This window comes from Aliiglaciecola sp., assembly GCF_039982535.1.
Taxonomy (GTDB): domain Bacteria; phylum Pseudomonadota; class Gammaproteobacteria; order Enterobacterales; family Alteromonadaceae; genus Aliiglaciecola.
Genome location: NZ_JBDWYG010000033.1, coordinates 24,230 through 37,932, shown reverse-complemented (window position 1 = coordinate 37,932; position 13,703 = coordinate 24,230). Strand labels below are relative to the sequence as shown.

At 39.8% G+C, this 13,703-nt stretch carries 11 protein-coding genes; 3 read left to right on the top strand and 8 right to left on the bottom strand.

Going from position 1 to position 13,703, the window contains the following annotated elements:
- Position 1: 1 nt before the first annotated feature.
- From ABJV04_RS07420 to ABJV04_RS07385, 8 genes are all read right to left on the bottom strand, one after another.
- Entirely contained in the window at positions 2-1,198 is a 1,197-nt protein-coding gene (locus tag ABJV04_RS07420) for a TIGR04063 family PEP-CTERM/XrtA system glycosyltransferase (RefSeq protein ID WP_348491037.1), read from the bottom strand.
- 12 nt (positions 1,199-1,210) lie between these two features.
- Positions 1,211-3,109, bottom strand: coding sequence for an XrtA/PEP-CTERM system amidotransferase (locus tag ABJV04_RS07415; protein ID WP_348490752.1), 1,899 nt, complete (start codon positions 3,107-3,109; stop codon positions 1,211-1,213).
- Positions 3,110-3,119: 10 nt separating this feature from the next.
- Positions 3,120-4,262 carry a TIGR03088 family PEP-CTERM/XrtA system glycosyltransferase gene (locus tag ABJV04_RS07410; RefSeq protein ID WP_348490750.1) on the bottom strand — a complete coding sequence of 381 codons (1,143 nt, stop codon included), beginning with the start codon at positions 4,260-4,262 and terminating at the stop codon, positions 3,120-3,122.
- A 66-nt stretch (positions 4,263-4,328) separates the two neighbouring features.
- The gene (gene xrtA / locus ABJV04_RS07405; RefSeq protein ID WP_348490748.1) at positions 4,329-5,783 is read right to left on the bottom strand and encodes an exosortase A; all 1,455 of its coding nucleotides are present in this window, start codon (positions 5,781-5,783) and stop codon (positions 4,329-4,331) included.
- A 2-nt stretch (positions 5,784-5,785) separates the two neighbouring features.
- Positions 5,786-6,973: a TIGR03087 family PEP-CTERM/XrtA system glycosyltransferase gene (locus ABJV04_RS07400; RefSeq protein WP_348490747.1), complete on the bottom strand. Its 1,188-nt coding sequence runs from the start codon at positions 6,971-6,973 to the stop codon at positions 5,786-5,788.
- Between the two features lie 6 nt (positions 6,974-6,979).
- The gene (locus ABJV04_RS07395; RefSeq protein WP_348490745.1) at positions 6,980-8,026 is read right to left on the bottom strand and encodes a FemAB family XrtA/PEP-CTERM system-associated protein; all 1,047 of its coding nucleotides are present in this window, start codon (positions 8,024-8,026) and stop codon (positions 6,980-6,982) included.
- A complete protein-coding gene (locus tag ABJV04_RS07390) occupies positions 8,027-8,839 on the bottom strand; it encodes an XrtA system polysaccharide deacetylase (RefSeq protein ID WP_348491036.1) in 813 nt (270 codons plus the stop codon). It abuts the gene before it with no gap.
- 28 nt (positions 8,840-8,867) lie between these two features.
- Complete coding sequence (locus ABJV04_RS07385; RefSeq protein WP_348490743.1) at positions 8,868-10,277, bottom strand: TIGR03013 family XrtA/PEP-CTERM system glycosyltransferase; 1,410 nt, start codon at positions 10,275-10,277, stop codon at positions 8,868-8,870.
- A gap of 158 nt (positions 10,278-10,435) precedes the next feature.
- Between ABJV04_RS07385 and ABJV04_RS07380 the strand changes: the two genes are divergently transcribed.
- Genes ABJV04_RS07380 through ABJV04_RS07370 form a run of 3 tightly spaced genes read left to right on the top strand, consistent with a single transcriptional unit; the run spans position 10,436 to position 13,694 of the window.
- Positions 10,436-11,071 (top strand): XrtA/PEP-CTERM system exopolysaccharide export protein, encoded by a 636-nt coding sequence (locus tag ABJV04_RS07380; protein WP_348490741.1) that lies wholly within the window; start codon positions 10,436-10,438, stop codon positions 11,069-11,071.
- Between the two features lie 50 nt (positions 11,072-11,121).
- A complete protein-coding gene (locus ABJV04_RS07375) occupies positions 11,122-12,726 on the top strand; it encodes an XrtA system polysaccharide chain length determinant (protein WP_348490740.1) in 1,605 nt (534 codons plus the stop codon).
- A complete protein-coding gene (locus tag ABJV04_RS07370; protein WP_348490739.1) occupies positions 12,723-13,694 on the top strand; it encodes an XrtA-associated tyrosine autokinase in 972 nt (323 codons plus the stop codon). The genes ABJV04_RS07375 and ABJV04_RS07370 overlap by 4 nt, the downstream gene beginning before the upstream one ends.
- Positions 13,695-13,703: the final 9 nt, after the last annotated feature.

Here is a 13,703-nt window from a genome sequence, read left to right as displayed (position 1 = left end):
ACTATTTACTCAGTAAATTTTCATAGATGGACTGATAATTTGCCACGGAATTTTTCCAGTTGCGTACTTGCATCACAAAATTGCGACCATTTTCAACCATTTCAGGCCAAGAACCTCGATTCGATAGCACCTTCACTGCGGTACTTGCTAATTCATCAATATTGCCACTGTCAAACAACCAACCTGTTTTACCGTCTTCAATAAGTTCTTTGTGTCCACCTACATCAGACGCCAGAACCAGTTTACCTTGCGCCATAGCCTCCAAGGGCTTGAGGGGCGTTACTAGTTCGGTTAAACGCATAGGCTTACGAGGATAAATAAGTAAATCTACCAGACTGTAATATTTGTCCACTTCAGAATGGGGAACGCGACCGGGCATAATGACATGATCTTGCAAACCAAGTTGCTTGATCTGATTTTTTAAATTCTGTTCTTGAGGACCGCCACCGACTAATAAAAAGACGGCATTGGGTATGGATTTAAGAATTTTGGGCAAAGCTGAAACGATTAACTCTAAGCCTTCATAACCATAAAAAGATCCTAGAAAACCTAACACCACTTTGTCATGCAAATTGTACTGTTTTTCTAAGGATTGATTACGCTGAGTAATAATATTGAATTGTTCAATATTCACTGCATTTGGTATAACGGTAATCTTGCTGTCTGCAATGCCACGACCAAGCAGATCTTGTCGAAGTCCCTCACAAATAGTGGTCACAGCATCTGCTTTGTGTACCACGTGAGTTTCCATTTTTTGGGTCAGGCGGTAGCGTAAATCCCCTTCTTTACAGGTACCGTGGTCAACGGCAGCATCTTCCCAAAATGCGCGAATTTCATAGACTAAAGGTAAGCCGGTTTTTTTAGCCGCTTTGATTGCCGCCAAGCCGTTTAGGGCTGGAGAATGAGCATGCAAAATATCAGGCTTTTCGATTTCAATCGCTTCTAAAATTCGATCCCGCAACGGGTTAACTAAGGACAATTGATTCAATACCGGCAATTTACTGGCAAGGCTATCAGGAGGAGTTGTTCGATAAAACTTCAGACCATCAACTTCCTCAATAGCGGCTTCACATACACCCTGTTTTGCACTCGTGACGTGACAGGTTTCCCAGCCTCGTGCACGCTGTTGATTCAAGATAGAGCGAGTACGAAAAGTATATCCGCTATGCAAGGGAATAGAATGATCCAAAATGTGCATTATTTTCACGACTTACTGCGCCTTTTGTTGACGTAAAAACGACTCAAACATCATTAATGTCCATAATGACGCACTGTTGTCTCGTCGCCCTGAAATATGATCATTAATCAATCGTTGTAATTGAGATTTGTTGAAATAACCTGACTCTGTCATCTGTTTAGATAGCACACCTTCATAGAGTCGCTCTTTTAGAGGCCCTCTGAACCAATTAGCTAAAGGCACAGCAAATCCCATTTTTTTACGATAAAGAACATCGTGGGGAAGATGAGGTTCTAATGCCTTTTTAAAAGACAGCTTCCCTACCCCATTGGCAAGGTTTTTATTGGTGGGAACATTAAACGCCCATTCAACAAATTTGTGATCGATAATAGGCACACGGACTTCTAAAGAATGGGCCATAGATGCCCTATCCACTTTAGTTAAAATATCCCCAACCAAATAGGTTTTCATATCTATATATTGGGCTATTTTGGTTTCATCCAGATGTTTAACTTTGTCACCGTATTTTCTAAAAATTTCCAGCGAGGTATAGCCGTTAAGGCTGCGTTTATAATCTTCGGAAAACAACTTGGCTCTATCACCCGTACGCAGAATACTCATGGTGTTGTGATACCCTTCGACGGTATCCATAGCCATAGACTGGAAGGTAGTTTTAGCGCGCAAAAACTTAGGTGCCCAATCAGCTTTAGGGTACAACTTTCCTAAAGGACCAAAGATTGGCTTGCGTAATCCTAAGGGTAATAAATTACGGATTTTTTCTTCGCCCTGATGCATTCGGTAGCGACTATAACCAGCAAAGAGTTCATCACCGCCATCACCTGATAACGCCACAGTGACGTGCTTTCTAGCAAGTTCACAGACTCGAAAAGTGGGAATGGCTGAACTATCTGCGTAGGGCTCATCGTATAAATGGGCTAATTGATCGACTAGGTCGAAGTCATCTTGCCCCACCACCTCAACACGATGGTTAGTTTGATAACGGTCTGCAACTGACTGTGCATATTCTGTTTCATTGAATTCTTTAACATCAAACCCGATGGCACAAGTATTGACAGGATCCGATTGCAACTGAGACATCATAGCAACCACGGCACTTGAATCTACGCCACCAGATAAAAATGAACCTAAGGGCACATCGGCTACCATACGAATATCGACGGCTTCTTTTAGGCGCTCAATAAGTTGTTCGTCTATTTCTTTTGGATCAATAGGCTGCTCATAATTAAGTGGCACATCCCAATATTCTTTCGGTTCTGCTATACCTTTATCACCTTTATGCAGCATCAATGTGTGACCTGGGGATAACTTAAATGCATTTTGATAAATGGTATTCGGTTCAGGCACGTACCCTAAGCTGAAATAGTCTTCAATTGTGGTATTTCTAAGGTCACGATTAAAAGCAGGATGAGCGGTAATGACTTTTAATTCAGAACCAAATATAAATTCGCCACTGGGCAATAAACTATAGAAAAATGGTTTGATACCTAGACGATCACGGGCAATAAACAAACACTCTTTTTGCCGATCCCATATAGCAAAAGCAAACATCCCTCTTAATTTGTGCACACAATCTTCACCCCACTCTAACCAAGCGTTTAGAATAGTTTCAGTATCGCCGTGGGTATTGAATGTATAACCTTTTGCAGAAAGCTCTTTATGTAACTCTTTAAAGTTATATATTTCACCGTTAAACACAACACAGGCCCGCTTATCAGCGCTTAACATAGGCTGAGGGCTACCTTCTAAATCAATAATCGAAAGGCGTCTGTGTGCTAGGGCTACACCGGGGTCGAAAAAATAGTCCCCCGCATCGGGTCCTCGATGAATTTGACGATCATTCATCTTTGCAATCAAATCTGCATCAATACGGGATTGATCTGATAGGTGAAAAATACCGGCTATTCCGCACATTTGTTAATCCTTAATTACTAAAGGTTTGATAAAGCTCATTATATTTCTCTACCATTGTATCTATACTAAAGTTTTCCACGCAATGGTTTCTTACCAATAGGCTGTTTTTTTGCTTTAAGTCAGGTGAAGTAACATATTGACTCATTGCCTCAACCAGTTCGTTGACGTTATTCACTTCAACTAAATGGCCGCTTTGTATCTGTGTGGCAATCAACTCAGGGTTACCGCCCACATTGGTCGCAATTACAGGTAAGCCGCTTGCCGATGCCTCAAGTATGGTGTTAGAAATCCCCTCGGCTAAAGAAGGCAATACAAAAATATCCATACAGTTCATCAATTGCGCCACATCGGAACGATTTCCAGCGAACCAAACCTGTGCTGACAACTTGGCTTCATTTACCCGTGCTTGCATTTTTTCTAGTAACACACCATCACCAACAATGATTAAACGAAGGCGATCTTTGTGCTCGGGAAACTGTGTGGTTAAACGAATAAAGGCTTCAACTAAAAAGGGTTGATTTTTGACTTCAGCCAAACGCCCAACCGTACCAAAAACCAGCATATTGTCGGTAACGAAATTGTCGGGATATAAGCTAAAATCAGCTTGTTTAGGGCTAAACTTATCAATATCTACGCCGTTACAAATATGTTTGATGTCACCAACGTAAACACCTATGGTGTCCCGCAGATAATCAAAGGCTTCGGTAGATAACGCCACATATTTATGAATATAGGTTTTCATAAAGCGTCTAAGCATCTGATATTTTTTGTTTTGACCATGCATATCATTCACATCCCAACCGTGTTCACCGTGTATACGGTAAGGCACACGGCACCACCATCCCACTAATTGATTTTCAATAGTTGCAGTATTACGGGTATGTAAGATATCTGGCTTGAGTTGTTTTAATAATTTACGCAATTTAAAAAAGATACTAATGTCATTACCATCTTTTTTGGCCAAATCAAAAAATTGAACGTTTTGGGTTTCAATACGCTGACAAAAAAGCTCTGAATAACCTTTTAAGGTCACAATAGTATGCTGATACTTTTGCGAATCTAAACGGTTTATCAGGTTTACCACGCCATTTTCTAATCCACCAGTATCAAACCGGTAAATGATATGCATGATGTGCGTTTTCTTGAAATCCATATCGGCGTTATTCCCCACTTAATGCTATTTGCTTTTGGTCAACCTTGCGTACAGTGGAAGTTTGTTTTATCCACCTTTACTTTCACTCAGTATTGATTGCAGATCACCGCTAAAGATGTCTTTAGACATTTCTTCCAACGCCTGCTTAGTTTGTTCTTTTTTACTATCTGGTACTGACAACACAATTAAATAACCATTTTGTGCCTGCCCTAACAATGCTTGGATTGCCTGTACCAATTTAATCTCTAAGGATTTATGTGTCACCCGCCACGGAGAAACATAGGTATAGGTTAATAAACGTTTATTTCCATAGTTATCAATTATCTGCATTGAACGATAAGTTGGATTACTATCTTCAGATACAATTGACCATTGCTCGATGTTATACAGCTTATTGCGGCCGTTAATCAGTTCTTGTCCCTGAATATTTGCATTGTAATAGGCTATATAAAACTCAACGCCATCTTTGCTGCCACGGTAGACACTCGTTGGGTTATGAAAAATTGGCAGCCAAGTGGCATTGCTACTTGTTCCTTTTAAATTAAAAGCTTTAGCAAAGTCAGGGTTAACAGGGCTCACAGGATTTTCGAAAGCTGACTTATAAGTAATGCTCAGCGATAAAATAACAACTAATACGCCTACTGGTTTAATAATTGAGGAAACTGGGTATTTAGGCCCAAATTCATTTTCTAATTTTTCAGCTTTCGGCAAAGGATCCGCCCAGCGTCCACCAACCGTAAACATAATTAAAATCACCAAGCCAAAAAATAACCATCCGTAAATAAGATGGTCAACACCTGTGGCGTACTCCATATCTGACAGATGAGCAATCATAACTATACCGTATGCTCGAATGCCATTAGCAATTAGTGGTAAGAAGATAGAAAACAAGATAAAAATTGCGCGTTTTTTAATGCCGTTATAATTCAAATACGCAAACAACGTACCTAAGGTAAATGACGCAATTAAATAACGAATTCCCGAGCAAGCTACAGCGACTTCAAATAATCCACCTGGAATAGCAATATAAAGCCCTTCGCGGAAAACGGGGATACCCGTTAGTTGAATCGCAAATACAGTTATATCTGCAGTCAATTCCTGTAATTGCGGAATTAAGAACTCGCCAGCAGGCACACTGAATAACCAGAAAAACGATGTAAACAACATTATTCGGGCAACTTGGTTACCCATCACGCACCAAATCATCATAGGCAACATAGCAAAACTGGCTAACTGCTCTATCACTAACACCTGGGCCATACTGCCAAACAGCCAAACAAACAGAGTCCCGACAACAAAGATTAACGATATATATGATGGTTGAAGACTAGCGTTGTTTAATTTAGTCCATTTGAGTTTAATCAAGTAGATACAAATAGGCAGGATAATAAAACAATGGGTAAAAGTTTCAGAGCGAGTCCAGATGGCAACAGTTGACGCTATGCTGTCGTAGAAAACAGCCCCCCAGACTATAAATATCGATATTAAATATTTGAAGATGCTACTTTTCCAAAATGTCATAATTAAACCTTAAATAATGCAGGTAACTTGCTCATAGTGGCAGTCCACTGTAAATTGTCCATAATCCACTGACGGCTCTCAGGCACTTCAGTTGTCGACTCTAAATAATAACAAACTGCTGAACAAAACTGCTCCGCATCATCAGTCACTTTTATATGCGTATTCTTAGCATCAATGCCTTCAATCGCCATATTTGTTGCAACAACAGGTTTTGCCATTGCTAACGCTTCTAAGACTTTATTTTGAATACCTCTGGCAATCTGTAATGGGGCCACAGAGACTTTAGCGTTACGAATATAAGGTCTAACATCTTTCACTCGACCTGTAACCACGATTCCATCTATATTGTTTAAAGCTAGAACTTGGGCAGTTGGATTTCCCCCAACCACATAAAAATTGGCTTCAGGATATTGTGTTCGGATGCTAGGCCATACATGTTTAGCAAACCACATTACTGCATCTACGTTGGCCCAATAATCCATTGCACCAGTGAACACCACATCAATTTGCGCTGAGATTGTTTCCATCTCTGAGTTTGGTGAAAAGTAATCGACATCAACGCCATTTAACAAGCCCTGAACTTTTCTATATTGATTAGCAGGCAGTTGTTGTTTGAATAATTCAGCTTCCGGATCAGATACAAATAAAGCATGTTGCGAGCGCTCACATACCTGAGTTTCAAATGCTTGTAATTTATGATGTTCGCGATTGTAAACCCATCTGCCAATACCAGACTTATTTTCTGCGTATTGTCGCCATTTATCGGAGTCGACATCCACATAATCAACAACTTGATGAATGGTTTTATGATGAGCAGAGGTGAACATTGCCATCACTGAAGAATATATAAATACCTGAGTAATGGTTTGTTGATGAAGGGTTTTATCAACCCATTGTTGCATTTTAGCATTAGCATAATAGGGTTCAGAAATGGACTTCCCCGTTAGAAAAGCCGTTAGTCCTTTTACTTTAGACCATGTTTTATTTTGACCGAGTAAAAACACCTGTTTGCAATATTTATCTAACTTAGACGCATACTGCCAATCATAGGGGTCATCAACGAAACTGCCTAAGTAAATATCGAACCGTTGGCTTAATACCTTGAGCATATTGAACGATCGAATTTTGTCACCTTTGTTGGGCGGAAAAGGAATACGGTGACACAAAAACAGCAGTGGTGGCTTAGTCATTCACTTCTATCCCAAAAATTTGGATAGAAAGGGACCGATACGTCGGCTTAACCAAACGGGTAGCTTTTGCCACATTTTGATAAAGAACTGATACTTAGGATTATTAGGACTTAAATTAGGTAAAGCTTCAGCTTTCACCAAATGGAATTGATAATGCAGGGCGACCGGCTCCATTCCCCACGTTCGTTTGTATTTGAATGCGCCAGAATCATCTTTACTTCGACCAAAGTCGAAATAAGTGCATTCCTTGTTCTCTTGAGCATGACACATCAACTGATAATACATGAAGTCATTGCTTTTTAACGCTCTAGCATCAAATAATCCGCCACCGTAAAAAGGTAGCACTTGATTCTTGTAATAAAAACTGAGAACCGATGAGACCGCTTTTTGATCTTTTTCCACGGTTAATACATCGCAATTATCACCAAACTCTTGTTTTAATGATGCAAAGTATTTTTTGGGAAAGACTGGCGTACCTAGATTTCGTACACTTTCAGAATAGACATCGTAGGCTGTTTTGGTATCTTCTTCGATCCGAAAATTAAGCTCATTTTTCAGTGAGTGCCTAACCACCGCTCTCTGCTTCTTTTTAATACCAGCTAAAATTGCCTCTGGTGTATCAGCAATTTCCCAGCCAAAAGAAGAGTGAGCACATTTTTCAGTCAACTCTGGGTTATTGCGCGTAAATGGATAGCGCATTTCTAAATAGTCAACGCCCAACTTATGGGCAAGGGCGATAGCTTCATTTTCTAAAAACAAAGTAGCATCATCTGAGTTAGACGCGACACCACCGTAAACACAAAAGGGGGTAGAAATTAGAGCATGACCAAAAAGTAAACTTTTCTGTTCAACTAAAGGAAGAACACCAACAATATTATTGTTTAATGTGGCATAAAGATAATGACAAGAATGGCCGTAAACTGACTCAATCACTCGCTTCCAACCGGTTAAGTGGAAAAAAGTGCCGGTATCAATACTATCTACAAAATCGTCCCATTTTTGCGACTCTTGCGCGCCATCACCTAACCTACAGAGTTGGTAGTTGTCCGTCACTTATGCTACTCCATATACATCTTTCATAGTTGACCAATTAAAATCAGCCAATAATCGCTCTAATTTTGCCTCAGTTTTATCTAAATTTATATAGTGTCTAAAACGCGACTTTAAGGGTGCGTTAGTCAACCGAGGCTGCTCACCATCAATTTCCCAAGGATGAAAATAAAAAGAATAAGGCTGTTTTTCCTGATTCAAATAACGGTTAACTAACATTCGCGTCATCTTATAAGGATATAAACGAAAATAACCACCGCCACCGATTGGAACCTGCTTTCCCATTAGTTTCAAGGTTGGAATAGGAATCTCAATAATATTTTCTGGACGTTGATAGGCAAATCTCGGCCAGTCAGGGGTACCATACAAATCGTGTTTAACCGGATAAGTACTAGAACTATATTTAAACTTAAGCTCTGCCAGTACTTCAAATGCCCACTCGTTGTCGTAACCAATGGAAAAACTTGGCGCACGATAACCAATAACAGGTTCACCAATTAAATCTTCTAAATGGGTTTTAGAGCGGATTATATCAGCCGTTAATTCTTCACGAGTCTGCTGATAAGCTCTTCTATGCGCATATCCATGGCTGGCGATCTCATGACCTTGGGCATGAATATCTTTTATAAGTTGAGGGTAAAGTTCAGCAACCCAGCCAAGCACAAAAAATGTCGATTTCACATCAGCTTTAGCAAACACATCGAGCAATCTTCGGGTATTAGCATCAACACGGGGTTTGTATTGATCCCAATCCTCTGGCTTGATAATTGAATCGAATGCAGAAACGTGAAAAAAATCTTCAACATCAACTGTCATTGCATTTAGAGCTGTATTTTTTACCACTTCATCGTCCCTTTCCGAACAAGACTACTTCAACTGTTCGGATAAAAATAAGCATATCTAACAACAAACTTTGATGTTTTACGCAATAAAGGTCAAATTTCAATTTTTCCATTGAATCTTCGACACTTGCACCATAAGGATAATTAAGTTGAGCCCAACCCGCTAAACCGGGTTTCACGTTATGACGCTGGTTGTAATAGGGAATTTCCCTGATTAATTGCTCAACGAACTGTGGTCTTTCTGGGCGCGGACCAATGAAAGCCATTTCACCTTTTAGCACATTAATTAACTGAGGTAATTCATCAATACGATACTTACGTATAAACGCACCTATGCGAGTTACCCGGTTATCATTTGCCGACGCCCATTTCGCGCCGTCTTTCTCAGCATCAGGACGCATACTGCGAAACTTAATAATTTTAAACAGTTTGCCATTTAAACCTACACGTTCTTGTTTATAGAAAACCGAGGTGCCTGTTCGTCTTCCATCATCCAAATAGATAATAACGGCGGTTAACAGCATAAATGGCCAAGTAAACAGCATTACAAAAACAGCAACAAAAGCATTAATGCCATATTCAAGAATATCTCTTAAATAGTTTTGAGAATTGAACCCGTTTGAATACACCACCCAACTAGGATACATCAGGTTCACTACTATCTGACCTGTTTCCCGTTCCATGAAATCAAGTAAGTCGGTAATTTCTACTCCACGCAGCCTACAATCAAATAGCACTTCAATCGGCAGCGTACCTCTGCGCTGATCACAAGCGATAATAATTTCATCTATTTCATTGTCGATGACGTAGTTACGAAAATTATCGTCAATTTTTACGTGTACTAGGCGCTCGTTACGAATACCGTCCTCGCGGTTATCTCCTGGAATTGGAATAAAGCCTAATAATTCGAAGCCTAATCTATCGACATCACGACGCATACGCTTCTCAATAATAGAGGCTCTTTCACCAGCACCGATTACCACAATTCGAGTCCGCCCTAGCCCTAATAGTCCCAATCGATTTGTAAAATAACGAAATGTCACCAAAGATAGAATTACCACACCTGAAGCGACTGGTAAGAAGTAAGGGTGCATCCTTAGTTCTTCCATAAAGGTACTGGTGATGACCTCGACCACGAAATACGTCAAGGCTAAACTGACAAAAATCCGTCTGATTATGCCGCGGAAGGTTTCTCTTAATTTAGCTTCATACAATCCAACAGAAAGGGATGACACCAAGACCAAAAAAGTCATGAGAGAGATATTGGCCGCTAGCTTCAAAAAGCTCGGGGACTCGACTTCCAGAATACTTACAACTAAAAAGTTTGCTAAGTAAGCTGAGTATGAAACGATCACTGCTTCTGCTATAACAAGAGCATTGGACCTTTTATTTTGTTTGTTGGTCGCTGCCATTAGCTCTTACCTATGGATTTATTTGATAAATTTATCATATGCTAAACGAATTATTTGAGATAGACTAACTTTTCTGGTCAGCTATTATAGAGATTAAAACGCTCGGGTAAATGGCTGATTTGCTACATTTGTTTCTGTTTGGATAGGAAAGACATAATATGAAAGCAAGTAGAATAGCTCAGTTACTGATTGCAGCAGCTGCATTTACGGCAATAAATGCATGTACTAGCTCAGGCAGTTCGTTGCCTCAGGCAACAACAAGAGCATCTTTAACCACTAATATCGATGACTACAGCTATTTGATTGGTCCAGGAGATAACCTTTCAATCTTTGTATGGCGTAACCCTGATGTATCCGGATCATTTTTAGTGCGTCCAGATGGTATGATTACTACATCTTTGGTTGAAGACATCCCCGTTTCAGGTAAAACCCCAACAGCTTTAGCGCGAGATTTAGAGCAAGAGTTAGGTAAATATATTCGAGATCCTATCGTGACAGTGAGCGTTAGTGGCTTTAACGGCCCTTTTAGCGAACAAGTTAGAGTGGTAGGTGAAGCTTCATCACCTAGAGCAATAAGTTACTCAGAAGACATGACATTATTAGATTTAATGATTCAGGTTGGTGGTTTAACTGAGTTTGCAGATGGCGACGGTGCAAAACTAATTAGAGTCGTTAACGGTGAACAAAAGGAATTTTCAGTGAGATTAGACTCACTGGTCAAAGAAGGGAATATTTCAGACAATGTAGACATACTTCCCGGTGACATATTAATTATTCCAGAAGCTTGGTTTTAGGCTTTGACACTTAGCAATAATTAATAATTTAAAGGTAAGAAGACGTATCTATGTTAGGAATTCAGGAAGCGATAGATCAAATCCAAACCTATGTTAAAGGTGTTTGGATAAAGAAACGCTATATCATTATATCAACTTGGCTAATATGCCCTCTCGGTTGGGCATATGTGGCTAATTTACCAGACCAATATGCTTCATCAGCACGTTTATTTGTTGACACTAGTAGTTTGTTGCGTCCTCTTTTAAGAGGCTTAGCTGTTTATAACAATCCCAGTGAGCAGGTTAATCTTGTCGCTCGAACGTTATTAAGTCGTCCCAATTTAGAAAAAATTGCAAGGGAAGCGGATTTAGATATTACCGTCACCACGCAAGCCGAAATGGACGATCTAATAAACAACATGCGTAGAGATATTAAGCTCAACAGTACTGCTGAGCAGAATATTTACAATATTAGATATAATTCTCAATCTCCTGAACTAGCACAGAAAATTGTGCAAATTACCCTTAATGAATTTGTTGAAAACTCCTTAGGTAACAATAGACAGAGTAGTGACTCCGCAGAAGAATTCATTAACCGACAAATTGAAGAATACGAACAGCGCCTTGAAGAGGCGGAACAGCGATTAGCTGCCTTTAAGGTCAGTCGAATAGACCGAGCTCCAGGTTCAAGCCGCGATTATTACAGTCAATTGCAACGTCAAATCGGTGAGTTGCAATCAACTGAATTACGTATTCTTGAACTAACCTCCCAATTAGAAGCCGCAAAAGCACAAATGATTGGTGAGGCTCCAGTTTTCGGTTTAGCTGCTCCAGACTCACGAGTCGCTCCGTCCATATCGACAAAATATGATAATCGTATTGCCGCACTGGAAAGCAGTATCGATGATCTACTTATCCAATATACGGAAATTCATCCCGAAGTTGTTAAAACTAAAAACTTACTTGAAAACTTATATGATGAGCGTGAAGCTCATATTAAAAGTTTAAGCGACGTTGCAGAAGAAACTGGCTCATATAGTCAATTTGGAAATATTAATCAAAACCCTGTTTATCAAGAGTTAAAGCTGTCTGTTGCTCAGTATGAAGGCCAATTATCACAGTTAAATGTAAGGGCTGATAATATTAGAGCAAAAATAGCAGAGTTAGAAAAAATTGTGGATTTAGTACCACAAATTGAAGCTGAAGCTCAGGGCCTAAACCGTGATTACCAAATCACTAAAGAAAAATATTTAGAGTTAATTAGCAGACGCGAGCAAGCAGAATTGTCTCGTAAGGCTGAAGCGACATCCGATGATGTGCAATTTAGAGTCATAGATCCGCCCACCTTACCGACTAAACCGTCTGGACCTAATCGTGTTCTGTTTTATTCAATGATTTTATTTGTAGGATTTGGTACTGGTCTTGGAATTGCATTTTTAGTTAGTCAGATCAACCCTGTTGTATTAAGCCCAAGTCAACTGGTAAGCAATTTTGGTATTCCTGTATTTGGTAAAGTATCTCATATTGATGCGAAGGCCATAGCTAAAGTAGATAGACGCAGAATGTTGGTATTCAGCGCATCTAGTCTCGCATTATTTTTGATTTTCGTTGGTTTAGTCTATGCCGATATTGTCTACGGTAGATTGCCTATTTATCTTTTGGGGAATTTAATATGAGTACTATAGAAAAGGCACTGCAAAAGAATAAGCAATTGAAGGCTGAAAGTTCAGAGAAGTCTACTTTGGAAGCTGCGCAAGAAAAAGCACAAGAAATTGCTGACAGTGGTGCAGATACGCCAGCGAAAGTAACAAAACCCGAACCTAGTGGAATGGAAACTCAAGTAAAGGTTAAACAAGAGCCGGTGATTTCAACAGAAGAGCCAGAAACGCTCTCTTACGAAACATCTAAAGAAAAGTTTATTCCTTTGACCCATATCCAAAAAGAAGGTTTTGTCTCGAATATGGGTAGAAACACCATCAACGAGGAATATCGGGCAATAAAACGAAAAGTTCTTAGTAATGCGTTTGGGCCTTTATCTAAAACCTTGAGCAACGCCAATATTGTCATGGTTACCAGTCCGAATCCAAATGAGGGTAAAACCTTCACCGCTATTAATTTAGCCTTAAGTATCGCTCTGGAGCAAGATAAGACAGTTTTGTTAGTGGATGCTGATGTTTTAAGACCTAGTGTTATGAAAACCATTGACCAACCTTTCGAGAGTGGCCTGATGGAATACTTATTAGGTGAAGTAGATGATTTGTCAGATGTAATTCATCACACTAGTTTAGATACCCTTAGGATAATCCCTGCCGGAAAATCTCACCACCTGTCAACTGAACTGTTAGCCAGTGAGAAAATGCTGGAGTCTGTTAGCGAGTTTGCTAACCGCTACCCAGACCGTGTTGTAATCATTGATAGCCCTCCTCTATTGGGTATTAATGAAACTGCAATTTTGGCTAACCTAGCCGGACAGGCTGTTGTAGTAGTTCAAGAAGGTAAAACTTCGTTAAACAGAGTATCCCAAGCTGTTGAGCATCTAAATCCTGATATGGCAAAAGGATTTGTACTTAACAAGTCTAAGCAAAATAATAGTGATGGCGCTGGATATTACGGTTATTACTATGGTAGTGACGATAAAAAGTAGTAGGGAAGA